This is a genomic window from Citrobacter sp. TBCS-14, from assembly GCF_005280805.1.
Lineage (GTDB): Bacteria > Pseudomonadota > Gammaproteobacteria > Enterobacterales > Enterobacteriaceae > Citrobacter > Citrobacter gillenii.
The window spans coordinates 328,054-350,167 of the sequence record NZ_SZWM01001345.1 but is presented as its reverse complement, the minus strand read 5'-3'; the positions used below and the strand labels follow the sequence as shown (position 1 = coordinate 350,167).

25 protein-coding genes are annotated in these 22,114 nt (G+C 49.5%); 4 read left to right on the top strand and 21 right to left on the bottom strand.

Features of this window, described 5'->3' with window-relative positions:
- Positions 1–52: 52 nt before the first annotated feature.
- The 4 genes from FDX22_RS29425 to FDX22_RS29410 form a co-directional block, all read right to left on the bottom strand.
- Positions 53–1,000, bottom strand: coding sequence for a fimbrial protein (locus tag FDX22_RS29425; RefSeq protein WP_115257143.1), 948 nt, complete (start codon positions 998–1,000; stop codon positions 53–55).
- On the bottom strand, positions 991–3,453 hold the full coding sequence (locus tag FDX22_RS29420; RefSeq protein ID WP_146718188.1) for a fimbria/pilus outer membrane usher protein: 2,463 nt from the start codon (positions 3,451–3,453) through the stop codon (positions 991–993). The genes FDX22_RS29425 and FDX22_RS29420 overlap by 10 nt, the downstream gene beginning before the upstream one ends.
- A gap of 23 nt (positions 3,454–3,476) precedes the next feature.
- The gene (locus FDX22_RS29415; RefSeq protein ID WP_146718187.1) at positions 3,477–4,184 is read right to left on the bottom strand and encodes a molecular chaperone; all 708 of its coding nucleotides are present in this window, start codon (positions 4,182–4,184) and stop codon (positions 3,477–3,479) included.
- 67 nt (positions 4,185–4,251) lie between these two features.
- Positions 4,252–4,827, bottom strand: coding sequence for a fimbrial protein (locus FDX22_RS29410; RefSeq protein WP_146718186.1), 576 nt, complete (start codon positions 4,825–4,827; stop codon positions 4,252–4,254).
- A gap of 433 nt (positions 4,828–5,260) precedes the next feature.
- Here FDX22_RS29410 and FDX22_RS29405 point away from each other — a divergent pair, with 433 nt between their 5' ends.
- A complete protein-coding gene (locus tag FDX22_RS29405; protein ID WP_117342577.1) occupies positions 5,261–5,911 on the top strand; it encodes a LuxR C-terminal-related transcriptional regulator in 651 nt (216 codons plus the stop codon).
- A 65-nt stretch (positions 5,912–5,976) separates the two neighbouring features.
- Here the strand turns inward: FDX22_RS29405 and FDX22_RS29400 are convergent, their stop codons facing one another.
- The 3 genes from FDX22_RS29400 to FDX22_RS29390 all read right to left on the bottom strand — a co-directional run bounded on the left by FDX22_RS29400 (position 5,977) and on the right by FDX22_RS29390 (position 9,035).
- Positions 5,977–7,473 carry a C69 family dipeptidase gene (locus FDX22_RS29400; RefSeq protein WP_146718185.1) on the bottom strand — a complete coding sequence of 499 codons (1,497 nt, stop codon included), beginning with the start codon at positions 7,471–7,473 and terminating at the stop codon, positions 5,977–5,979.
- A 327-nt stretch (positions 7,474–7,800) separates the two neighbouring features.
- Positions 7,801–8,265 (bottom strand): hypothetical protein, encoded by a 465-nt coding sequence (locus FDX22_RS29395; protein WP_146718184.1) that lies wholly within the window; start codon positions 8,263–8,265, stop codon positions 7,801–7,803.
- Positions 8,262–9,035 (bottom strand): winged helix-turn-helix domain-containing protein, encoded by a 774-nt coding sequence (locus tag FDX22_RS29390; protein WP_135911201.1) that lies wholly within the window; start codon positions 9,033–9,035, stop codon positions 8,262–8,264. Before FDX22_RS29390 ends, FDX22_RS29395 begins: the two co-directional genes overlap by 4 nt.
- A gap of 572 nt (positions 9,036–9,607) precedes the next feature.
- Here FDX22_RS29390 and FDX22_RS29385 point away from each other — a divergent pair.
- Both FDX22_RS29385 and misL read left to right on the top strand, forming a co-directional pair.
- Entirely contained in the window at positions 9,608–10,225 is a 618-nt protein-coding gene (locus FDX22_RS29385) for a helix-turn-helix transcriptional regulator (RefSeq protein ID WP_115257147.1), read from the top strand.
- A gap of 74 nt (positions 10,226–10,299) precedes the next feature.
- Positions 10,300–13,083, top strand: a complete 2,784-nt coding sequence (misL, locus tag FDX22_RS29380; protein ID WP_146718183.1) for an intestinal colonization autotransporter adhesin MisL — start codon at positions 10,300–10,302, stop codon at positions 13,081–13,083.
- Positions 13,084–13,178: 95 nt separating this feature from the next.
- On the opposite strand, the gene FDX22_RS29375 is transcribed toward misL, so the two are convergent.
- From FDX22_RS29375 to FDX22_RS29350, 6 genes are all read right to left on the bottom strand, one after another.
- The gene (locus FDX22_RS29375) at positions 13,179–13,511 is read right to left on the bottom strand and encodes a DUF1493 family protein (protein WP_146718182.1); all 333 of its coding nucleotides are present in this window, start codon (positions 13,509–13,511) and stop codon (positions 13,179–13,181) included.
- Complete coding sequence (locus FDX22_RS29370) at positions 13,505–13,948, bottom strand: STM2901 family protein (RefSeq protein ID WP_146718181.1); 444 nt, start codon at positions 13,946–13,948, stop codon at positions 13,505–13,507. The genes FDX22_RS29375 and FDX22_RS29370 overlap by 7 nt, the downstream gene beginning before the upstream one ends.
- A gap of 10 nt (positions 13,949–13,958) precedes the next feature.
- Entirely contained in the window at positions 13,959–14,444 is a 486-nt protein-coding gene (locus FDX22_RS29365) for a type VI secretion system tube protein TssD (RefSeq protein ID WP_146718180.1), read from the bottom strand.
- 216 nt (positions 14,445–14,660) lie between these two features.
- Positions 14,661–14,963, bottom strand: coding sequence for a type II toxin-antitoxin system RelE/ParE family toxin (locus tag FDX22_RS29360; protein ID WP_115257152.1), 303 nt, complete (start codon positions 14,961–14,963; stop codon positions 14,661–14,663).
- Between the two features lie 3 nt (positions 14,964–14,966).
- Positions 14,967–15,227, bottom strand: a complete 261-nt coding sequence (locus tag FDX22_RS29355; RefSeq protein WP_117342569.1) for a type II toxin-antitoxin system Phd/YefM family antitoxin — start codon at positions 15,225–15,227, stop codon at positions 14,967–14,969.
- Positions 15,228–15,387: 160 nt separating this feature from the next.
- Positions 15,388–15,678, bottom strand: a complete 291-nt coding sequence (locus FDX22_RS29350) for a SymE family type I addiction module toxin (protein WP_146718179.1) — start codon at positions 15,676–15,678, stop codon at positions 15,388–15,390.
- 135 nt (positions 15,679–15,813) lie between these two features.
- Between FDX22_RS29350 and FDX22_RS29345 the strand changes: the two genes are divergently transcribed.
- Positions 15,814–16,008 (top strand): toxin-antitoxin system HicB family antitoxin, encoded by a 195-nt coding sequence (locus FDX22_RS29345; RefSeq protein WP_146718178.1) that lies wholly within the window; start codon positions 15,814–15,816, stop codon positions 16,006–16,008.
- A gap of 8 nt (positions 16,009–16,016) precedes the next feature.
- On the opposite strand, the gene FDX22_RS29340 is transcribed toward FDX22_RS29345, so the two are convergent.
- The 8 genes from FDX22_RS29340 to FDX22_RS29305 form a co-directional block, all read right to left on the bottom strand.
- Complete coding sequence (locus tag FDX22_RS29340; protein ID WP_146718177.1) at positions 16,017–16,583, bottom strand: DUF6680 family protein; 567 nt, start codon at positions 16,581–16,583, stop codon at positions 16,017–16,019.
- A gap of 411 nt (positions 16,584–16,994) precedes the next feature.
- The gene (locus FDX22_RS29335; RefSeq protein ID WP_146718176.1) at positions 16,995–19,328 is read right to left on the bottom strand and encodes a primase-helicase zinc-binding domain-containing protein; all 2,334 of its coding nucleotides are present in this window, start codon (positions 19,326–19,328) and stop codon (positions 16,995–16,997) included.
- A 14-nt stretch (positions 19,329–19,342) separates the two neighbouring features.
- Positions 19,343–19,663, bottom strand: a complete 321-nt coding sequence (locus FDX22_RS29330; RefSeq protein ID WP_146718175.1) for a DUF5375 domain-containing protein — start codon at positions 19,661–19,663, stop codon at positions 19,343–19,345.
- Positions 19,660–19,920, bottom strand: coding sequence for a hypothetical protein (locus tag FDX22_RS29325; RefSeq protein WP_233620975.1), 261 nt, complete (start codon positions 19,918–19,920; stop codon positions 19,660–19,662). Before FDX22_RS29325 ends, FDX22_RS29330 begins: the two co-directional genes overlap by 4 nt.
- 71 nt (positions 19,921–19,991) lie before the next feature.
- Positions 19,992–20,441 carry a hypothetical protein gene (locus tag FDX22_RS29320; protein WP_044699580.1) on the bottom strand — a complete coding sequence of 150 codons (450 nt, stop codon included), beginning with the start codon at positions 20,439–20,441 and terminating at the stop codon, positions 19,992–19,994.
- Positions 20,434–20,733 carry a Derepression protein gene (locus tag FDX22_RS29315; protein ID WP_146718174.1) on the bottom strand — a complete coding sequence of 100 codons (300 nt, stop codon included), beginning with the start codon at positions 20,731–20,733 and terminating at the stop codon, positions 20,434–20,436. The genes FDX22_RS29320 and FDX22_RS29315 overlap by 8 nt, the downstream gene beginning before the upstream one ends.
- Positions 20,726–21,325 carry a host cell division inhibitor Icd-like protein gene (locus FDX22_RS29310; RefSeq protein WP_044699577.1) on the bottom strand — a complete coding sequence of 200 codons (600 nt, stop codon included), beginning with the start codon at positions 21,323–21,325 and terminating at the stop codon, positions 20,726–20,728. The genes FDX22_RS29315 and FDX22_RS29310 overlap by 8 nt, the downstream gene beginning before the upstream one ends.
- A complete protein-coding gene (locus FDX22_RS29305; RefSeq protein ID WP_016242327.1) occupies positions 21,322–21,588 on the bottom strand; it encodes an AlpA family transcriptional regulator in 267 nt (88 codons plus the stop codon). The genes FDX22_RS29310 and FDX22_RS29305 overlap by 4 nt, the downstream gene beginning before the upstream one ends.
- Positions 21,589–22,114: the final 526 nt, after the last annotated feature.

The following is a 22,114-nucleotide window of genomic DNA, read 5'->3' as shown; positions in this document are numbered from 1 at the left end:
GGCTCCACTTTCGTGGAGCAAAGACCATGCTGCACGTCTTATTTATCTATGGTTATTCATATTCCGCATTGAAATACAACACGGCGCGAACCCTCCCGGGGCTGACGTTCCTTTCCGTTTGATAATATTGTGCATGAAAAGGAATAGTGTATTTCCCCTTATCCTGATGTGTTAACGGAAATGTGGACTGCTGATTAAAGTTGATAGGGTTTTGTTGTTGATCTAAAACTTGAATGCCGATTCCTTTTGCACCGTTGGGGAGAATATTGGGTAAGACGCCAATGTTACGATCCTGTCCACTATAGAGGGTGCTCCAGCGCAAGATAACCCGGGCTGGCGTGGAGAAGTCGTTCTTACAAAGCAGGTCGATAGAAAACGGTTTTCTTGCCGTTGTGCTGCCGTGACGCTTAAAGTGCTTCAGCGGTACATCGGGCAATTCTACGTTGATCGTGCGGTTACCTTGCACCTTACAGGAACGGCTGAGCAGCGTGATATATTTTGCCGGTAGGACGATATCCACCACCGGCTGCGACTGCGTTTCACTTTTTATCTGCAGATTCAATGAGCCTGACGAAGAGGCAGCAGGAAGGCTGCTGTCCAGCTTAATCAATTCAATATTGATCTTGCTGTTTTTAAACTCGTCCGGAGTTGCCCTGAACGCTGATGGCCACTGGATGGTGCGTCCGGTTGACGTTTCCAGAGAGACTTTCAGACCGATACCGCTTACGTTGCTGCGCAGGATGCCGGGTAAGGTTGCTACCGACCGATCGCCCATCACCTGAGCGGTAAACGGCAGGCTGTTTGTGCATTCCGTCCCCTGAACATTGGGAACCAAAATCGTACGTGACTGAATCACGCCTCCGGACTGAACAGCACGCTTCACTGTGACGGTTTCCGGTGGGACAATCATTTTTTGCGAGGCCAGTGTGCATGCAGCACTAGCCGTCTGATGAATGCCCAACGTAATACCCAGAATAAAAGCAGCCCGTATTAGCGGCATGTGGCCTCCTGGCTTTTTAATACGATCGTACATTTCCTGTTTTCCACGGAAACAAACACGTCCGGTGAGGTGGTTTCATCAATATAGAGCGCACCGCCTTGCCCGACATAGCCAACATGGTTATTGGTGCGGTCGCGGATAATGGCGCCGAACGGCAATTTCTGCTGGTCTGAAAGGCGGGGATAAATAATTGTCTGTCGCCGCAATTTTGTTTCAAAGATGACGGGTACGACGTTGCCTTCGTAAGGCGCAACTTTTCCCTGGGTTTTGCTGAATGTCAGGCCGTCAGCGGAGCCTTTTGGATCGATCATCACGTCATTAACGCGCCACGGGCGTAGCCACGGCATAATGGCATAACCGTTTTTATCGAAGCGGGTTCCTGGCACGCCGTCCAGATGTGCGCCATTGGCATTCGGTGCGTAAACCAGTGCGACGGTATCAGAGCGCTCTGGTGAGAAGGTGATTCCCTTCGCGTGACCGATCATCATCCCGCTCATCCCTCCGCTGATCTGATGCCACGAGTTGCCCTGGCTCCATGTTCCGTTTATTGAGGTGTAAGGGGTGCGGATCATTCCGTTGGCGCCCCATTCTGCATCGCCACCGCGAGCGTAGCCGGTGTTGACTCCCCATACGATATTATTTTCATCATCGGAAGAGGTGGTGAAACCGAGGCGCGTATTGCTGGCTTTTCCGTTATTCGTGTAGCTGTCAGACGAAATCTGTGTAAATCCGGCGTTGTCTCGTGGCAGAAAATAGCTTAACGAAAGCATGATTTGATCGTCTTTGGTGACCGAACCGTGATCATCCTCATTCCAGAGTCGTTGTGCTGATATGTTCCAGGTCAGATTACCCCATGAGTTTGTGTAGCCCACGGCATACTGGCGATAATTGTCCTGTTGATCCCAGTACTTTTTAAGTGAGCCGGACAAATAGAATGAACCCCAGGTGTCTGATAACGGTTGATTGATGCTGACGCTATACGACTGTTTCTCGCGTAATGAGCGAAAGGGGTTGTCAGACTTTTCGGCATCCAGTGCATCGAGGGCGTCGCGTTGGCCATAAAAGTGATGTGAGCTGTATTTAGCTTCCAGCCAGAGCGAGGTTTCAGACCAGGCCAGAGTTCGATTCCAGGTCAGACGGTACTGCTGGCCCTGATGGCGGTCATCATCAAGATGCAGGCGTGATTGCGTAACATCAATGGCGAATGCGCCAAGTCTGCTGTTGAGGCCGCTACCGAGCTGCGCTGACTGATAGCGTTCAAACCCGGATGCGCCGCTGTACAAGGTAAGAAAGTTGTTCAGGCCATACTGCCAGTAAGCCTGAGCAGCAAACGGGTCGTCATCATTGTTATCTTCATCAATGGTACCCATGGCCACGCCATAGCGTGAAACACCGGGTTTGAGCAACTGCGGGACGCTGGCGTAAGGCACGGTGAAGCGACGGATACGTCCGTCAGACTCCTGAATGGTCACCAGTAGCTCGCCCCCGGTATTGGCGGGCAGCACGGACTCAATTGAGAATGGCCCGGCTGGAACGGAGGACTGGTGAAGAGTCTGTCCGTCCTGAGTGATGGTTACCCGGGCATTGGTTTCTGCCACCCCGCGAATGACTGGAGCCCAGTTCAGCGTGCTATCCGGGCGCATTAAATCCTCGGAAGCCAGCCCCCCCCCAAGAAGAGCAATGCTGTCGAACATCTGGCTGTCGGTATAAAACTTCCCGGCGCTGAACATGGATCCCAAACCGGGGAGTGGTCGTTTTAACGTCGTGCGGTTATTGGCGTAATGGCTACCCACCTTGCTGTCCCAGTTCTGACTGCCAAAATGCTCAAGCAGCCACCCTCCAGCGGAGCCGCGGATATCCATCCCCAACCACGCACTGTCCGTGCTGGCACGATCGTGACCCCGCTGCTGGGTGCTGTAATAATCTGCGTTGTAACCGAAATTAATCGCTGGGATCCCCGGTTGCCATAATTCAGGTTGAACATAATTGCTGTCGAGATTCTCGACATAGGCCTGTGGGATGGTGATGCTTAGCTCAAGCTGGCTGGTGTTGAGCTGCTCGTTGGCTTTCCCACTTGGGTCCCATTTGGCGATGCTGGCGCAGCGTGAGGGATTCGCGGCCAGCGTATCATTCATCTTACTTGGGTCGATGCCCACACCTTTAAGAAATTGCCCCGAGTAACAGCTGACTAATTCCCCGCGGTCATTTTTTTCAAATAACAGCTCACGACGTCCGCGCCAGTTATCGTTGATATATATATCGACTATATACTGGCCCGGTAATAAGCCTGCCGCATTAAAAGAACGCAAGTCATTAAGAGATGCGTTGCCCATCAGGACGGCATTATCAAATTCATAGCGAGTATTGTTTTCTGCGTGGAGTGCAACTGAATATAATGAACTCTGTAAAATGATAATGCAGGGCAGGGTGAATATCCTTTTACATAAACCCATTTTGTCTTCCTTTCTATCCCTTTCTATTGATTAATGGTGGTCTTGAATTCCACAACGCTGCCGTAATCACTGACTGCCTGTAAAAAGACTGCTTCGCCGCGTCTGACATTGTGCTTTGCGGTAATAGTGCTGCTGCTTTTAGGGGCTACCATCACGCCTTCGCGCAGAAGTCCATTGCCGGAAGCCGTTACGATATCCGCAACCGTAATGAAAAAAGGTGTTGGGTTGACCAGCGTGATATCACCGTTGTTAGCGAGAATTTGCATCTTGCTTTCAGCATTCTGCCGTTCACCTAAGCCCGCGGGACGCCAGAAAAATTTAAAGCGTGAGCGAATGGCTAAGTTGAGCATCGACGAATTCTCCGTGACTTTACTTTTATCCACGGAGGGAATATCCAGAATGTTTAACCACCATAGCGACTCGCGATCTGTGGCGGAAATACGTCTATCGGCTGCTTTTTTGATTCTCAGCGACTGCCCATTTCCCGCGTCAACGCGGGCAATCGGTGGTGAGATAATAAATGGTGTGGTGATGTCCTCGGGAAGTTTCTCCAGATCGCCTTCATCCAGCCATATCTGCGCTAGCGATGGTGAGTTTCCCGTATTGGTCATATGGATGGTGATTTCTGCAACATCTTCAGAGTAAATAAACCGGGTACCATTAACAATAATATTATTCGCGTGCGCAGCATACATTGAAAATAGGGCCAATAAAGAAAAAATAATTTTCATAAAACCTCTATAAAAATAAATGCCATGCACTGGGTATTATGGCACCAAGTGCGATGGCATTGCGTATTTAGAGATAGGTAATGCTATAGTTTGCCTGAGCGCTCACAGAGCCAGCAGTGGCTCTATCAAGAATAAAAGTTTTACTTGGCATAATATAACCTACGTTAAATTTATAGGTTAGGATAGATTTATCACCTTTAATGTAATTTTTTTCCGGTTCAAATCTCAGGTCATTGTCGTGAAGATTAATTTTATTACCTTTACTATCACTTAATAGTAATGCTACGTTTATCGCCCCGTTGAGACTCGTGTTTTTAAAGTATCCATCGTCAGTCAATATATTTCCCTTGCCCCATGCCAGTTTCGGCACTGCCTTTTCATGGATAAAACAGTCAGTTACCTGGATGCTAAATCCCTGAACTTGTACCGTATTAGTTTTTTTTATAAGTGTATTTAGTACGGGGTTGAGTTTTACGTGTTTATCTTTATCACCACTCACTATTTTACAGGAGTTGGCGAAAACTTGTCCGGTAAAAGTAACTTTTCCGTGTGACTCCAGGCCAGGTCCGAAGCCACCAAATGCCATAGCTGAAGGAATGGAGACTGTACATGCAATTAACGTTACTAAAGATAATTTACTCATAATGTGTTCCTCATGTAGAGATACAGCGCCTCTGATATCATTGACATTGCTGTTGACACATAGGGTATATATGTCCAGCCAGGCTTACGCTCCATATGAATTATGTAAGAAATGCTGGAGTTGTATATGGTAAATTAAACGTATTTCACTCAGGAAATGATATTAAGAGTCGCGGAGAAAGATGAGTTGTCATAAAATATTATCATCTATCATGTTTATAATATACGTCTGGCTCGTGAAAGTGTTGATATCAAAATGTGATAGATAACAATAGTCAATAACTCGAAAAAACCGAACATTTATATTGCACAATTAGCTAAATTTTCATAACGCAATCAGATTATCTTTAATCTTAAGTCATTACGCGACGTTGATTTTGTATACCATAATGCCAGGGAAGTATTTTCACTCATCATTTGAATGAAGGCCATCTATGCTTAACATGGACAGTAAGATCATACTGATTAGCAACCAGTCGATACAGACACAGCTCTTGCTGGATTATCTCAATAAGAAAGTCGGTATTCTTGTTGATTTTATTAATATTAATCGACCGGATATGTCGTTTATCTGTGATGGAAGCATTATTCTCTATGATATTCAGGCATCCAGTCAAAAAATTAAAAAAGTATGGTCAAGATTGCTCAATGATAATCAATATCACGTACGGATCTACATTATCAATTACCTGAGATCGCTGTCGCTGTATGACTGCATGTCATGGCCGAATTTCGAGTCCGTCATCCCCAGCAATTGCACCATCGAGCATTTGCTTAATGTGATTAAAGAAGGTTATCAAACTCCCTGCTCAGAACCAACGCACACTCCGCTGCAAGAAAATATCGGTTTCACGCAACCCGATAACGATGCTTGGCTGCTAACGGAGAGGGAATATGAAATCCTGACTGAACTGTCGAAAGGGGCATCTAATATGGAGATTGCTTATGCCTTTTTTATCAGTGAAAACACAGTGAGAACGCATATCTATAATATCTTCAAAAAGATCGCCGTGAGTAATCGAACCCAGGCTGCCTGTTGGGCAAACACCCATCTCAGAACCCCGATGCTGGATGAACTCCCCTGATCCTGATTGATGTTGGCGCAAAGCCGTCGTGTCTGCTTTGCGCCAGATGATTATCGTGCGGTGACTCAGTCTTTTTTGGCTGCGTTAGCAAAGAAAATATCAGACTGAATATCTTTAGTGCGGATAGTGAACAGTTGATTCGTCAGATCTTCCGTCAGCTTCTCGGCGTCGGCCATGATGCGCAGGTTGAAGTCATTCAGCATTTTATCTGCGGCAGGCTTATCGGTTTTCGCCATCTTCAGATATTCGGCCTCGACCTCTTTTTGCTCCTGTGCAACCTTGTCTTCCCACGCTTTGTAGGCTTTTTTGACGATGGGCGCGAGCTTAGGATAATCGGTCATAGTCAGCGTCTGTAATTTACGATACTTCCAGTAGATGGATTGATCGTCTGCTTTATCCGTCCCCATCGTATAGTTGGCCGGATACGCCTTCAGTCCACTGTAGTAAGGAACAAAGGCGGTAAGATCGGCCATACCGAGGCCAATGTAAGTTGTTTCACCAATTTCTTTTGGCAGCCACGGACGGACCTGCATCACGTGGGCCTCGTAGGTGCGGAATACGCTGACAGGACGCCACGGCTCTTTGCCGTTCAGACCGTTGGTGTACGGGTCATGGCTGGTACCTTCATAGTGGCTGCGTAACACCGACTTCACGTCGTCCAGTGTCATCTTCTTCTCTGGCTTCAGGAATACCGGGAACTCGCGGCCTGCGGCCATATCCTGATTGACGGAAGGATTAAACGTTTTCTGGATGGTCCACACGCGGGGGTCGTTATAGGTACGGTCACGCACATCATCGCGGGTATAGGCTGTGGAGAAGTTAAATTTGCCGTCTTTGGCCTTATCGTACAGACCTTTTTCGGTAGCGAATTCAATCAGGTTTTTCGACGCCATCATGTTCGGGTCTTGTGGATCGTAATCCTGTAAACGTCCCTGGTTACCGGTGGCAAAATATTGATTATTTGGCAGCCGCTGTGCCATCCACTGGTGACCGCTACCGGTTTCCAGATACCAGATTTCTTTATCATCCACGACGGCAACGCCGAAACCTTCACCTGCGCCGACGGTTTCAACGATATGCCCCAGCAGGGCCACCGCGTCACGTGCGGTTTTGCTCTGTGACAGTAAGATGTCCGGGATATCGTCTTCGGTGATCCCTTTATCCTCAACGTACGGGTCAACGGCCAGCGCCTTCGGTGAAGCAAAAATAGATTCTGTCCCGCTGACGCCAACGCCCAGTTCGTTAAAACCGGTGGCTCCGTGTAGCTGGGTTTTCCAGTTAGGCACTGTAGTGTAACGCAGAGAGTTTTTCGGCAGCGGCCAGGTAAAATCATTCGCACCATTATGTGCTTTGGTGCTGTATACCCCGGTCTGGTTCTGTTTCGCCGGATGAATCAAAAAATGCTGTGCTTTCAGCGCGTCGCTGTCTGCGCTACGGGCCACCAACATTGAGCCGTCCGCCGAGGCTTCATTGCCGACCAGCAGGGTCGTACACGCAAAACCGGATGAAACAACCGCCAGGTTTACTGAAAGTGCAATCAGGCACTTTTTAAAACTAAACATTATGTATCCCTCATAAGTACGCCATAAGTACATCGGAAACACACCGTTTCCTTAATGCGATCACGCCTGTACTGTCAGGCATGGCTCGCCAGAGAGATAAACGCCCCTGCCCACGTTATCTCCGCATATCCATCCGTCGGTTAAAGTCTTCTGGACGCTCTAACACGTCCATTTCGCTTGATTTTTACGCAGTGGATATCGAGGTATTCAGGATGCTTCCTGATTCGGGGAGAAGAATAGCAATGGCTTATTACTGGATTCAGTGACCCATGTCGCGTAAGTCAATGATGATAAATGTGAATGCTGGATTTAAGTGAAATTACGATATTATCTTTTGCGGCAATACAGTGAGGGAACATTCGACGTCGCAAAAATCCACGCGCCTTTATACTCCTCCATAACCAGGCTCAGGCCTCGCCCGCTCTGGCGATAAAACCCTGGCAATGTGCTGTTAATATCATCTTCATCCGCTGTATCGGCGAAAGTTTTGACCACCTGCATCGTCTGCAGCACGCGGGCATCGCGCTGTTGGGTGTAGCTAAAATAAATGTTCCTGCTGACGTCCGTGGTGTGATGTCCATACAGCCTGCCGTTAATGGTCGCCAGCCCTTCATGCTGGTACATCCGGTACGACACCGTGCCGGTAAAGCGTTTGTCACCAATATTCCACTCTACGTTGCCGACGCAATTCAGTGGTTGTTCGGCATATCGCGAATGCCATAGCCAGGCACCTGAACCGAGAACCGTCGCCAGCCCAATACTGACCAGAATAATCGTGCAGGTTTTTTTCATTGCGCACGCGTCCAGTAATAATGGCTGGTACAAAACGCAGAAGCATCCGTTCGTGCGTCTTTATCACAGACAAAGGCGACCACTCTCTCGGCTTTGCGGTAACCGGCAAGGAACACATAATGGTTTTTTTCACAGAGAGAGGGATGCGATTGCATCAAATTGAAATAACCGTCCAGATTGTGTTCATTCGGTGAATAATAAATTTTGCAGTTTTGATTTGAGGGAATTCGCATGGAAATAGAGACGAAGGCGTTAAATGGCATCGCCGGGCGTTTCTGATACCACACCAGCCAGATAACCAGGGTAGCAATAAGCACGCTGAGGGTAAAAAGAATCCCCCATCGAGGGACCGGCGTTGTTTGTTTCGGTGAGGGAACTATTGTTGCGGGTGTTGTGTTTTCTTCAATCACTGGCGGCAAGGAAACATCACTTTGTGTGTGCGTTATGACTTCTACCTGCGTATTTTCCGTTAATCTCAGCCCTCGGCGAGAAATAGTTTTTACCGTGTCACGAGGCAACCCTACTTCCTCCAGCGCTTTACGCAGCGTCAGGATTGCCTGATAAAAGGTATTGGTCGTGGTGACATTATTGCGCTCCCCCCAACCCACTTTTAGCAGCGTGTTCTGAGAAACGATGTCATTTGGGTGCGTAATTAAATACAAAAAGCAGAGTGAGGCTGGCAGTTGCAGTTGAATCGACCGCCCGGTCTGCTGGTTAACCAGACTTCTGTTATCAGGATTAAATTCGACCAACTGATTGATAAGGTACAATGCCCGGCCCTCAGTAACAAAGACGTATCACGGAGTGCCGTTGACACCCCCTTTAATTCTACATACAAATCGCAAAGACGCCTCGGTCTTTGCACATCATCAGTGATAAAGTTCTTAGGTGACGAAATAAAATCATTAAAATACAAACGGATAGCATAGATAAATCTTAGGTGAGAATGAACTAAGGTTAAGTAATGAGAATTCATTACAGATTTATCAGAATTACCATTATATTTATTCACCACGCCGCCAGAGTGATTAAATTATCGGATTAATGTTACTGATAATTATCTCCTGTGTCGGTTTTTTAGCAAATAGTGCTATGTGAGTATTTATCCTGGTGCCGTGATTTATGTGCAAAATTCCTAATGTTATGGTTATTTGTCTGAGAAAAGATACGCATATACTGATTGGTATCAGGTTATTTACCATCCGTATTAATTTGCTGATAAGACTTTATAACATTTTTAATGACTGAATTTAATTGACTAACGGGGCGCGCGTAGCGTGTCGATTGACACATTTATTTACCAGTGAAATATTGAAGGAAAAAATTACAGGAGTTGTTTTTGATGAAGAGAAAACCGCCACCAAATGTTCGTTGCATAAGTTGTGAATTATCCTGCTCTTTATTTCCGCAGCCTGCGGTACGCGCACAGTATTGTCACCGTGCTACTTTTGCTATCTGGCCTGAGGGGAATCGTTTTTTGAAAGCAGGGATCGTTGAAAAACTTCTGCTTAATAATCAAAATCATTTGTCCCGGGGCTTTATTTTTGTCGACTTTTCGTTCCCGAATCTGCGCTTGTTCGCCGATCCGCAGTGGGTTGACCGTTTAGCTCGTAGCGGGATGCGTATTGTCCTGCTCTCTGACCGGAATCTGACACCGTTAGCCAATTACTGGTTGTCGAAAAGCAGTTATATACAAGGCATTATTTATTCTGACGATGACGATATTGTTCAGCATCAGAAGATTCACCGACTGTTCACAGGTCACCTGGCTAACAGCAAGCGTGGACGATCATTAAACTACACGGAAATGATATTGTTGAAGCGTTTTATGTCAGGGAAAAGTATTCAGCAAATCACCGTCACAGATAATATCGATATTAAGAAAATTTACGTCTATAAACTTCGGCTTGAAGAAAAGCTGGGACATAGTATTCATAAAATAATCTCGAATATTTTATAACTGTTTTTCATTTTTATTATTTCCACATTATTACGATGTGGTGGACTCTCTACGCCTAAATGTAGGAGGCAATTATGCCCAATCCTAAGTATTACTCACGTCTAGCCATAGCGGTGTCTGCCGCATTAGCTTCTATGGTATTTTCATCCCACGCGGCATGGGTGGATGTCGACAGTCTTCCCTCCAGCGGGCTGGTGAGCAGTTTGCCCCCGGAATTGCAGGCGTTAATTCCTGCTCAGGCGAATGCTCATTTCGCGAAAACCAGCGCGATGCCGAATTATGTTTATCAATGGAATGCGGGCACGATTCCCGTTTATGGCCACGGGGTGACGCTTAATGGACCTGGCGCAGAAGCCTTTGAACACTCCCTTACCGTTATTCAGAACAGCAACACGGGAAGCCCAGGGGTTATTTTCGGTGATGACCTGACGATTCGTACTCAGTCAAAGAATGCCGCTAACAACGGTAAAGATGTTGACGGTATCCGCACGCATGGGGCTAATACGCCGGATAACCCGGTCTTTATCATCACCGGGGATCGCACCAGTATTTATGTGGACGGTCAGGATGGTGACGGTATTAACGCTGGTTACAACTCCTTTAGCCAAGGTTGGAAAGGATCGGCCAGCATTTACGTCGGTGACGATCTGTATATTCAAACCACCGGTTACCAGGGGCGTGGTATCACTGCAAACGCAATGAAAGACGCTACGGAGGCCAAAAATACGATTGTCGTTGGCGACCGGGCACACATTGTGACGACCGGCGACGGCTCTGAAGGTCTTCGCACCGGGCGGAGTGGTTCCTCGATCCTGCTTGGCAATGACGCTACCATCGAGACGTCGGGTGCTTCCTCAACGGGGATTTATGCCGCCTCATCGTCCAAAACGGAACTGGGCAATAACGCCACGATTACGGTGAACGGTATCAGTGCACATGCGGTCTACTCCACGAACGCGACCGTGAACCTGGGCGACAAAGCGACCATTAGCGTGAACAGTGCTGGAAAAGCGACTTCATACAGCAAAGCCCCACGCGGTCTGTTTGCGCTTTCACACGGTGCGATAAACCTCGCCGGTGGTGCAGCCATTACCATGGCGGGCGATCACAGCAACGAAAGCTATGCCATCAGCACTGAAACGGGCGGTATCGTCGACGGCTCGGCGGGCGGTCGCTTCCTCATCGACGGTGATTTGCACGCCGCCAGCGGCACTGCGGCGATCAGCACGCTGGCGCAGCAAAACAGTACGATTAAGCTCAACATGACCGATAACTCGTTGTGGAATGGGGCGTCATATATCACCAGTGCCACGGCAGGGACGGGGGTTATCTCGCTGCAAATGCGCGATGCGACGTGGAATATGACCCACAGCTCAACGCTCACCGACCTGACGTTAAACAGCGGGGCAGTCGTTAACTTTGGCCACGGTGGCGACGAAGCGTGGCAGACGCTGACCATCAATGAGGATTTCACCGGCAACGGCGGCAAACTGGTTTTTAACACCGTGCTTCATGATGACGCCTCCGAAACCGATAAGCTGAAGGTACTTGGCAATACGGCGGGTAACACGTTCGTGGTGGTGAACAACATCGGCGGAACCGGGGCGCAAACCGTAGAAGGAATTGAAATCATTGAAGTGGCGGGCAATTCCGACGGTACCTTTGAAAAAGCGGGCCGTATTGTTGCCGGTGCGTATGATTACAACGTGGTACAGAAGGACAACAACTGGTATCTGACCAGTTTTATTCCGGTCACTCCACCTGGTCCGGTTGACCCCGATCCTGTCGACCCAACTGACCCTGAGCCGGTTGATCCAGACCCCATTGATCCCGTGGACCCCGTGATCCCTGAGCCAGAAGAGCCTGTTGTGCCGCCGGTAACTGAACAGCAGTACCGCCCGGAAGCGGGCAGCTATCTGGCTAACAACTTTGCCGCCAATACCTTGTTTATGACCCGACTGCACGATCGTCTGGGGGAAACGCAGTACACCGATATGCTGACGGGCGAGAAAAAAGTCACCAGCCTGTGGATGCGCAACGTCGGCGGCCATACCCGCTTTAAAGATGGCAGCGGGCAGTTGAAAACTCAAAGCAACAGCTATGTATTGCAGTTAGGCGGCGACCTGGCTCAGTGGAGTAGCGACGGTCTCGATCGCTGGCACATCGGCGCGATGGCAGGCTACGCCAACAGCCAGAACCGCACGCAGTCCAGTCTGACCGGTTACGCATCACGCGGTCAGGTTACCGGTTACAGCGTGGGTCTGTACGGTACCTGGTACGCGAATGACGCCGACAAGACCGGTACTTATGTGGATAGCTGGGTGCTGTACAACTGGTTTGATAACAAGGTGATGGGCCAGGAGCAGGCGGCGGAGAAGTATAAATCCAGCGGGGTAACCACCTCGGTGGAAGCCGGTTACAGCTTCAAACTGGGTGAAAGCGAGCGCAACAGCTACTGGCTGCAACCGAAAGCGCAGGTGGTGTGGATGGACGTGCAGGCCGACGATCACCGCGAAGCGAACGGCACCCGCGTGAAGGATGATACCGCAGGCAACCTGATGACCCGCCTGGGCGTGAAGGCCTTCATCAATGGCCACAACGCCATCGACGACGGTAAATCTCGCGAGTTCCAGCCGTTTGTCGAAGCCAACTGGATCCACAATACGCAGACCGCCCGCGTGAAAATGGACGATGTCAGCAACGACATGCGCGGCACAAAAAACATCGCCGAACTGAAAGTCGGCGTCGAAGGCCAAATCACTCCGCGTCTCAACGTGTGGAGCAACGTGGCTCAACAGGTCGGCGACAAAGGCTACAGCGATACCCGCGGTATGCTGGGTGTGAAATACAACTTCTGATATAAGTGAGTAATGGAAAAGCCGCTGATTAATGGGTCAGCGGCTTTATTTTTTTGGAAGCGGTATGTCGGATAAATGACATTCGTCAATAAGGCTCAGTCATAAAGCCATTTACCCGCTTTTGCTGACTCAGCCAGCATGCGGAGTGTTAATGGCTGTGGCTCATCGTCATCTCTGCTACAGGTAAAAATTGCATAAAGTATGAATGTCTCATTAGGCCAATATTTATAAAAATCGAAATTGGTGCAATCAACATTGAAAGTTGCAAAGTAAGCATCCATGATGTCTGCGCCCGTTTCACTGGCCCACACATAATCTCCCGTTGAAAGACTGGTATCGAGGGTGACTGGCCAACGCTTTTTAAATAATAAGCTGGGTTTATTAAATGTCTCATCGTACCAGGCGATGACATCATTATCACTTACCATAGCTTATCTTTACCTCTGGCTATGGTGTTGTATTTAATTGTGGCTTTGTATGAAATCGCACTCACGTCATAAGCCATTATGATAATCCCCAATATTGGAATCCATCTTCCAACAAAAGCGCCCAGATTTGTTACATATGCAAATTTTAATCGTCTTATACTTCCTGTAGTTAGGGTGGGTAAGCGTCTGGTTTCTATATTTAACCAGTGTCGTAGCTGAGAGCTCAGAGGTGATGTCCCTGCTGTTGCCCCTATCGGCTTACCTCTGGTTGCGATCGTAGGTTGACCAAGTAAAATTAGACCCAAGGTCATGTAATCATTTACGCCAAATTGTTCACTGGTTTCATCAAGGAAAATCCAGAAAAGAAGTTCTCCTGCTGAAAGATTAGCAAACCCTCTGTAGAAATATGTACCGTTAAGCTCTTCGATAGTGTCCATATGATTTCACTTATTCGGTTATGCGTTCATTCCAGGCATCCGAATACTGGATATTACCATCGAGATAATGCCAAGTGATTTTATCGTAACGCAGCTGTACTTGTTCTCTATGACCAACATTGATGACAGTTTTAGTGTCATGCATCATCGGTATTACGGATACAACTTTAACCCCTTCGAGGAGCATGTTGTAGTACTCTACTTCCTGACCTGCATTATTGATCTCGTACCACCTAAATTCTGCCGATTGCAAGCTTTGCCCTGTGGCAACGGCTTTAAAAAGATAAGGTGAAGCGCTATCGAATTCCTTCTCAAAAATCAGTGCGCCGTGCACACGTGTGCCAGTAAGCTTTCCTGTATTGCCATCCGTGGGGATGTAAAGGTTATGGCTAAACGATATCACCTCGATTGAGCGTTCGCGATTGGTTACATCAACAGATCCCTTTATAAGTGAGCCACCATCGTCTTTGAGCCAGAGATAAGCAGGAATTGCCATTTTAATAATCCATTTTGTTGAGAAAATAATATATGAGGCTTTTTACGGTTGGTTTGCAATAGTGAAGGTATTAATAATAGAGAAAAATAAATAAATTATTCTACGGCTGAATTTAAAATACTTATATATAAGTGGGGTGATTGGTTATGGAAGAATAATTGATTTTGAAAGTAGACCGGATAAGCGTCAGCGCCATCCGGCAAATAAGGTGGTGAGCTACAAACGTTGTCCCAGATGTTTTGTTGGTACTCGGCTTTGGTGTAAGACTGCCAATACAACAATATTTGTGTCTTGTGCACTATAGTAAATCGTATGGCTAACATAAGGAAAGCTGTAAACATCTTCACCAAAATCATCAATGCGATGTTGCCCCATGCCTGGCATTTCAGCTAATTGGGAGAGAACGACCTGTAATTTCCTAAGATAATCCCTAGACTGTTTAGCGCCCCAATTTCTTGATGTGTAATCACGGATTTCAATAATATCGCGCTGTGCTTCCCCAGTAAGTTTGTAACTCACTTTTTATCCTTTGTGTTGATCCATCAACTCATCAAAAAAAGCATCGCCGTCGACAGTATTGCCCGAATGAATATCGTTCTGAGCACGCTGAATTTTGGCCTTCAGTAACTGGAGCTTCATGGCTTCCATTTGTTCATAGTCCTCAATGGAAACGACGACTGCAACAGGCTTACCGTTACGGTTAATTTGCACAGGTTCTCGCTGTGCTTTAAGCAGCATATCGCCAAATTGTGTTTTGGCTTCATTTGCCGTAAGAGTATGCATATTGTCACCATTTCGCATGAATCGTTCGATTCGTTCATTATAGTCGATATCTTTCTGGTGGTCACTATGAAGAGGGGGCCAGAAAAGTAGGCCGGATAAGCGATAGCGCCATCCGGCACCTGGTGAACCTGTAAGTATGGCTTACAGGTTCAGCCGTACTTCACTGGAGAGTCGCCAGCGTACTCTCAATTCTTGCCAGCTTCTGCTGTACCTCTTTCAACTCATCCTGCAGCCGTTGCTCCTGCTCGCCATAGACCATCAGGACGATACAACCGTTCATCACTTTTACGGTAATCTGTTGTCCGGTATCAAACCCAGCCGTGCCTAACCACTTGCCGGGAAGGATAATTTTGGGCGTGGATATGTCGAAAACATTCGGGCGATATCCCACAATTAACGAACGCTCGGCTCCGGATTGGTCAGTGTCTGGGGTAGAATGCGAATCAGCCATAATCAACTCCTTGATAGTTGGTGAGGTTAGCACTCGTCAGGTACTGCGAATACCGGGTGGGAGCATTTATAGATCAGGTCGCCAAAGGAAAAGTACGTACCTGGTTGGTGATGTCTTGCTCTTATAGGTACGTACATGTCAACGGTTAAACGCGACCCAAACCAGTCCAAATCCGGAAAAGCACCGACCTTCCAGATTCGTATTACGCCTGAGTTAAAGGCGCAGTTCGAGGCAGCTGCAAAGGCAGAGGGGATGAGCTTGGGGAATTGGCTCAAAACCTTGGGGAGAAAGGAGTTGGTAAGGCTGCAGATTGAGCCTCAAGATAAATAGTGGGCCGATTAATTATCCTGCCTTCCTGGGATATTTATGATCTCCATTTTTAAGGCATCTTCTCCTGAAAATATTGCAGCTAAACCCTTCCTGATTTTTAATTGGTCGTTCTCTATTGCCCCATGAGCCACAGGGGAATATATGGCTGTTTGTAACTGCACTCGCTCAAAATTATAGCCAATATCTTTTGCGATCTCTGACAATAAGTCCAAGAAAAGATTGTTGCTTATTTGGTTCCATATGGTTCCTAAGGCGTTGTCGTTATCAGGGTATGATGTATTCAAATGTGCAAAATAAAGCTTCCAGGAAGATAATACATCACTTTCAGAAGCGCTTCTTCTGGCCTTTGCTCTTCTTATTTTTCCATAAAATGCTAAGTCGATCATATTTAATGCACGAACATGTTCGTTAGATAGTCGAGCATTCGGAGATCTGGTTGCCATGAGTTGTTTGAATATATCAATCTTTAATGATTTTATTTGTGAATGTTTTTCAATGAATTTTTGAGTTTGAATAGCTATTAATGGGCTAATCAAAGTGGCAGTAATGGCTATAATGGTAAGTGCAGTACTCATATATGATTCTCGTTATCAATAATTGAATTTAAACATTTGAACGAGGATCATAAATGAATTCGTGTACTGAGGAGATATGACAAATGGCTGGGATAAGAAAAGCATTTTGGCGGAAGATCACAGGAGTCAAAAAACACGCGTAACGTCATGTTTTTATTGCTTTAAAAATATATAACACATCAATAATATACACATCGCTATACACATGAGCGGATGTGCTCATTTTTCGCACAACCTCAAACTACGAAAAAAACTTTTTTTACGGAAAACTGTTCACACTGTTCACTCGCCATTATTTGTCTTTAATTTCAACGTGATACGCGGTGAATAGTCCGTGAACAGTGAACACTTTACTGTTCACTTTCCGGGATTTCAGGTAAAAAAAGACCGGCTGATGCCGGTCCGGGTAGGTTATGTCGCGGTGGTTTCATCGCACCGGGGCAGCCAGTCGGCGTTGCTTTCTTCCCTGAGCGCAAGGTTCGTCTGTATCCCCTGATTTGTTCGCCGCCTGGCGTAATTCAGCCCGTACTCTTTCAGCATCGATGACAGCCCTTTGCCGAACATGGTCAGGCTGAGTGTATTCTTGTAGCCGTGTGCCTCCATGTACACCAGATAGGCGTGATACAGATACAGGCGCGGCTGTCGCGGAATGATATTCGCATTCCCCATATACATACCGTCAGGCTCGGGCAGTGCCTCCAGATAGCCACAAAAATCAAACGTCGGATCGGCATCGCGCTTGATGCTGAGTGCCTCGTCGGAGTTCTGCTGCGACTGGAGCAGTGTGCGCGCGGTCATCGGGTCGCTGAACGTCTGCATAAGCTGGCGCACGATGACGGCCAGCTCCCGGGCGATTTTATCTTTCAGCTTCGGGTCACGCTCTTCCGGGGCAATCTGTTCCGGGAAGTGCATAATCACCCGGCGACGCGACACCCCGCCGCTGCGGTCGGTGAAACGCATCGGATTGTTGTTTACGGCCAGTATCACCGCCGGAATATGGGTGGAGTACGCATCGCGGTATTTCGGGTCGACGGAGACCGCATCCCCGCCGGTGATGGCCTTGAGTCCTGCCCCGTCACCGCTCCATTTCTCCTGGTCAGGCAGACGTATCAGCGAGAAACCAATCAGCGCCGCGCGCTCGCGGGGGGATTCCAGCGTTTCGATAGTCGCCGACGTGGCGTTATCTTCCCCGGCGAGCATGGTCGCTATTTCGGCCAGAATACTTTTCCCGCTGCCGCCGGGACCGGTCACTTCGAGGAAGAGCTGCCAGTCGTAGCGGTTCGCCAGCACCATAAACAGCGCAGCCAGAATCACGTCACGTTTATCGGCACGCGAACCGGCGGCGCGGTCGAGCCAGCGCCAGAAATTCGGCGCGTGCGTCTCCAGCGTTTCCCCCTCCACCGGCGGGGTGAAATCCACGTCGCACAGGGTGCGCAGCCAGTGCGATTTGCTGTGCGGGCTGAATATACCGGTACTGGTATCAAGCACGCCGTTGCGAAAGCCAATCAGCCGCCGTGCCGGGGCGTCCTGCTGCGGAATAATCAGTTTCAGGGTGTCGACCACCGAGGCAATTTTCCCCGATGAGAACGGGGCGCGCAGACGCTGGAACAGCCCGGCCACGTCGCGTGCAAAGTCCGATGGCGGAATGATTTTCCATATGCCCGCCTCATAGCGGGACAGGAGCTGCCCGTTCGCATCCACCGCCAGCGCTTCGCCGTAATGCTCATGCACCCGCATGGCTTTCTCACTGGTGCTCATGGCGGTAAATTCCGCCTCGCTCATGGTAGAGAAAGGGCTGTCAGCCGGTGGCCGGATGGCGTCATACATGGCTTTACGCGTGGCCTCCCCGCCGTGCTGTGTATACGCATCATTCCAGTCACCGAACACCGGCGGCAGGGCGACCACGCCCTCACAGGCTTCTGCGGCCGCAGAAGCTTTGGTCTGGCCGTCGCCGCTGAGGTCACGGTCGGCGGCCAGCACAATCCGGCAGGCCGGGTATGTGTGACGGGCAAGGCTCGCCAGAGAAAGGAGGTTCACCGACGACAGCGCCACCATGACGGTTTCGCCGGTCAGGTGATGCACGGTGAGCGCGGTCGCGTAGCCCTCCGCTATCCACAGCCGCTTTCCCGCCTCTTTTTTCCCGTCGAGAATATGACACGCCCCTTTGACCTGACCGCCTTTCAGGGTGCGTTTGAGGCCGTCAGCGTTAATGAGCTGGACGTTAACCAGTGCGCCGCTATCATCATAAAGCGGGACAACCACATCCCCGGCGCGGTACGTCACACCGCCGGTTTTGTGCAGGGCGGTGAGCGTCAGGCATTCCCGGCCGGGGAAGCCCTTGCGGGTGAGGTAGGCGTTGCCGGTGACCGGTCGGGCTTTCTCCGTCAGTTTTACGGCCAGCGCGGCCGCCGCTTTGCGGTCTGCCTCTGTTTCAGCGTCTGCGGCCGCAGTCACCGCCGGGGAAACCGGCGGCAGGTTGCCGGTCACGGCGTTCACCTTCCCGGCGGCCTCTGACGGGGTCACGCCGAACACTTTTTCTACCAGCTTAAGCCCGTCACCCGCGCCGCACTGATTGCAGAACCACGTCCCGCGTCCCTCTTTATCATCAAAGCGAAAGCGGTCGGAGCCGCCACACACCGGACAGGCCTGATGGCGGTTTTTGATGACCGTTACACCCAGCGCCGGGAGAATGCGCGGCCAGTGGCCGCACGCCTGTTTTACGGTGTCCGTTACGTTCATTTTCATCGTTATTTTCTCCCTCAGTGCAGTACCGGTGCGGTGATATGGCGGGCGCAGAGTTCATCCATCACGGCCAGCCCGAGAAAGGACAGCGACGGGGCGGCCTTGAGTGGTCCGGCTTCCATTAAATCTTCGAGCAGGGCACAGGCAATCTGGCGGCCTTTTTCCTCGCCGTGCTGGCGCAGATAGAAGCCCTCCAGCTCGGTCGCAATGGCGCTTTCCAGCGTACTGAGCGTGAGCTGCGGGTAGCGGTGCTGACGTTCGCACAGGGTCAGCCAGGCACAGGCGACCGCCCGGCGATAGAGCGCGGCGCGTAAGACGGGCGTTAATGGCTTTTTCATACACTGCCCTCCCCGGTCAGCCAGCGCTGATTGCAGCGGTCGACCACGCCGTCGAGCCGGGCAGTCATGAGGTAAATCACCGAGGTTAGCTGTAGCTGCTGCGCCGGATTGTGGCGCACGGTGGTGCAGTCCTGCACCTGCATCAGGTCGCCGACAAGCTGGCCGACGTTGCGAAGATGTTCGAGACATTCAAGGTCTGCCCGGCTGATAGTGGGCTGGTTTATATTCTGCGGCCGTTCCGTACTGTTAACAGGCATTATTTCGTCTCCTGAGGACGTGCGTATCCCTGCGCAGATACGCACATTTTATTTTTGGGTGTCGTTTTTAATTACAGATAATGGCGGTAGCTGTTATCCGGTTTTATTTCCGTTTCCGGCCTGAAATTATTCCGCCATTTATGCGCCACCGGCGCCGGGCGTTTAACCGGGGGAATATCATCAGGATAGTTATCGATATTCCGCGCCCGGTATTGCTGTAATGCCGGGTCGGCCGCTATTTCGCGTAATACGGCATGGCGGTTTTCAGGGTTGCGCTTAAATACATCGGGATGCGCACAGGTAAAGTCCCGCAAAAAACGACTGAGCGGAATTTCTGCCATACGGCCACCGGCAATAATACGAATGAGGATGGTGTAGGTGCGCCGGTAAGGGTTCCAGACCAGCCCCGGACAGCGGTACGGCATATCCCACGGAATACCGTCGGCCAGCACGCCTGACACCACCACATCAGGAAATCCTGTACAGCGATATATTTCGCCCGGCTGAGGGAAATCAAACATGGTGCTCCCCTCCGTTTCCCGACGTCGTGGCGAGAAAGTCACGGCACAGGCCTTTGGCTTTCAGCTCTTCCAGGACGTAGCTGACGTCCTCATGGATATAACTAAAAATCTGCGGCAGGTATAGCTGGTGTAAACCGTTCAGCTCACGGCGCAGCAAATCTCCACCGATGAACTGCGAGACGGCGCTGGCGCGATTGAGTTTATGGTACGCCTCTATGCTGAGGTGTTCCTTCATGGGGTTAAGGTCATCACGACGCGCTGAGACGGTCTGAGGGGTGTTTTTATTAGGCATGTGACACCTCCACAACCGGCAGACGGGCGGCAAGGGAAAGCACATATTCCCGGACAAGGGTGCGGCGGGCGGCCAGCTCGTCACCGGCCACGGTGCGGAGCATACAGATACGGGGCTTACGGTCTGCGCGACGGACGGCGGCAAACACAAAGACAAACTGCGGGTGAGACGGAGTGAGGGTCGTAGCCATAAGGCAACCTCCTTCGAGTAGCAAATTATTGCTATCGCCGGAGTTTCCACGCTCAGTGGCGATAGCCCAGACGGGGGTGGAAATACCGGCCTCGAAGAATACCGGCCAGCCCGAGGGCTGCCCCGCCTGAGCTACCATTGACATGACAGCATGATATGCGATTGCGGACAGGAGACACAAAGTGACGTCTGCACGACGATCCGCACACCACGCCATTATCTGGCGCTCTGTGGCGTTAGTTGCGACACAAAAAAAGACGCATGGCGCGTCTGGTGTCGCCTTCGAGTTGCTCGGGTTTCCACGCCCGGCTGTCGATTTTGCGACAGCGACAAAACTGTACCAGGAAACACACAACGGATGCAAGCCAGAAAAAGGGGCTTTGTGAAATCGGCTCTGATTCATGCGTCGTATTTCCGGTTGCGGTGCGCGACACGTTCTGCCATCCACGCTGTGATTTCAGACTGCAGCCAGGCGACATTTTTACCCCCGAGGGAAACCTGCGCCGGGAAAGCATTGCGGGCAATTAAATCGTAGAGCGTGGAGCGGGACAGACCGCACTGATGAATGACTTCCGGGAGACGTAAAAAACGTTCCTGAGCCGGGGCTGAAACCGGCATCAGGTGCGCGGTTGTGGGGGACGATGGTACTGATGAAACTGTGTGCATAACGCTACCTCGTTAATATCCGCAGAGATCCGGACGTGTCCGTCCGGTATCAGGTAGCGCTCTATTTTGTGAATATTTTTTCTCAATGCAACAGGGGGAAATTGTACAAAGCACGGGACAACGGGTGCTGTTTTTTTACTCATGACCATTTAAAGGTGCTGGAAGCAGTTATAAGGCGCTGGAGATTTCAAAAGTGAAATGCAAATTGATTAAATCACCCTAACAGCATGAATTAATAGGATATACCGCATAAAATTTACATTCGGGATGTTCAGACCAGTGAACACTAGTGAACAGTTGGTGAACACTTCTCTCTCAACTGTTCACTCTTTAATTTATTGTTTTACTTATATTTTTATACTGAGTGAACAGTAGTGAATAGTTATATGTAAAAAAACAAACAGAGAGAGGGGGTTTCCTGCGACCTTTCTCTGGCCAGCCGGGTTTTTAAGTCCTGTTTGTGCCATGTCTGCTACAACGGCAATGAATCGAGTTGTTGTCTGAGGGACGGCAGAATGGCGTCAGG

Excerpts from the sequence above, each read along its gene's own strand:
- FDX22_RS29425 (WP_115257143.1), bottom strand. The coding sequence starts at position 1,000 with ATGCCGCTAATACGGGCTGCTTTTATTCTGGGTATTACGTTGGGCATT.
- FDX22_RS29420 (WP_146718188.1), bottom strand. The coding sequence starts at position 3,453 with ATGGGTTTATGTAAAAGGATATTCACCCTGCCCTGCATTATCATTTTA.
- FDX22_RS29415 (WP_146718187.1), bottom strand. The coding sequence starts at position 4,184 with ATGAAAATTATTTTTTCTTTATTGGCCCTATTTTCAATGTATGCTGCG.
- FDX22_RS29410 (WP_146718186.1), bottom strand. The coding sequence starts at position 4,827 with ATGAGTAAATTATCTTTAGTAACGTTAATTGCATGTACAGTCTCCATT.
- FDX22_RS29405 (WP_117342577.1), top strand. The coding sequence starts at position 5,261 with ATGCTTAACATGGACAGTAAGATCATACTGATTAGCAACCAGTCGATA.
- FDX22_RS29400 (WP_146718185.1), bottom strand. The coding sequence starts at position 7,473 with ATGTTTAGTTTTAAAAAGTGCCTGATTGCACTTTCAGTAAACCTGGCG.
- FDX22_RS29395 (WP_146718184.1), bottom strand. The coding sequence starts at position 8,265 with ATGAAAAAAACCTGCACGATTATTCTGGTCAGTATTGGGCTGGCGACG.
- FDX22_RS29385 (WP_115257147.1), top strand. The coding sequence starts at position 9,608 with ATGAAGAGAAAACCGCCACCAAATGTTCGTTGCATAAGTTGTGAATTA.
- misL (WP_146718183.1), top strand. The coding sequence starts at position 10,300 with ATGCCCAATCCTAAGTATTACTCACGTCTAGCCATAGCGGTGTCTGCC.
- FDX22_RS29375 (WP_146718182.1), bottom strand. The coding sequence starts at position 13,511 with ATGGTAAGTGATAATGATGTCATCGCCTGGTACGATGAGACATTTAAT.
- FDX22_RS29370 (WP_146718181.1), bottom strand. The coding sequence starts at position 13,948 with ATGGACACTATCGAAGAGCTTAACGGTACATATTTCTACAGAGGGTTT.
- FDX22_RS29365 (WP_146718180.1), bottom strand. The coding sequence starts at position 14,444 with ATGGCAATTCCTGCTTATCTCTGGCTCAAAGACGATGGTGGCTCACTT.
- FDX22_RS29355 (WP_117342569.1), bottom strand. The coding sequence starts at position 15,227 with ATGCATACTCTTACGGCAAATGAAGCCAAAACACAATTTGGCGATATG.
- FDX22_RS29350 (WP_146718179.1), bottom strand. The coding sequence starts at position 15,678 with ATGGCTGATTCGCATTCTACCCCAGACACTGACCAATCCGGAGCCGAG.
- FDX22_RS29345 (WP_146718178.1), top strand. The coding sequence starts at position 15,814 with ATGTCAACGGTTAAACGCGACCCAAACCAGTCCAAATCCGGAAAAGCA.
- FDX22_RS29340 (WP_146718177.1), bottom strand. The coding sequence starts at position 16,583 with ATGAGTACTGCACTTACCATTATAGCCATTACTGCCACTTTGATTAGC.
- FDX22_RS29335 (WP_146718176.1), bottom strand. The coding sequence starts at position 19,328 with ATGAAAATGAACGTAACGGACACCGTAAAACAGGCGTGCGGCCACTGG.
- FDX22_RS29330 (WP_146718175.1), bottom strand. The coding sequence starts at position 19,663 with ATGAAAAAGCCATTAACGCCCGTCTTACGCGCCGCGCTCTATCGCCGG.
- FDX22_RS29325 (WP_233620975.1), bottom strand. The coding sequence starts at position 19,920 with ATGCCTGTTAACAGTACGGAACGGCCGCAGAATATAAACCAGCCCACT.
- FDX22_RS29320 (WP_044699580.1), bottom strand. The coding sequence starts at position 20,441 with ATGTTTGATTTCCCTCAGCCGGGCGAAATATATCGCTGTACAGGATTT.
- FDX22_RS29315 (WP_146718174.1), bottom strand. The coding sequence starts at position 20,733 with ATGCCTAATAAAAACACCCCTCAGACCGTCTCAGCGCGTCGTGATGAC.
- FDX22_RS29310 (WP_044699577.1), bottom strand. The coding sequence starts at position 21,325 with ATGAATCAGAGCCGATTTCACAAAGCCCCTTTTTCTGGCTTGCATCCG.
- FDX22_RS29305 (WP_016242327.1), bottom strand. The coding sequence starts at position 21,588 with ATGCACACAGTTTCATCAGTACCATCGTCCCCCACAACCGCGCACCTG.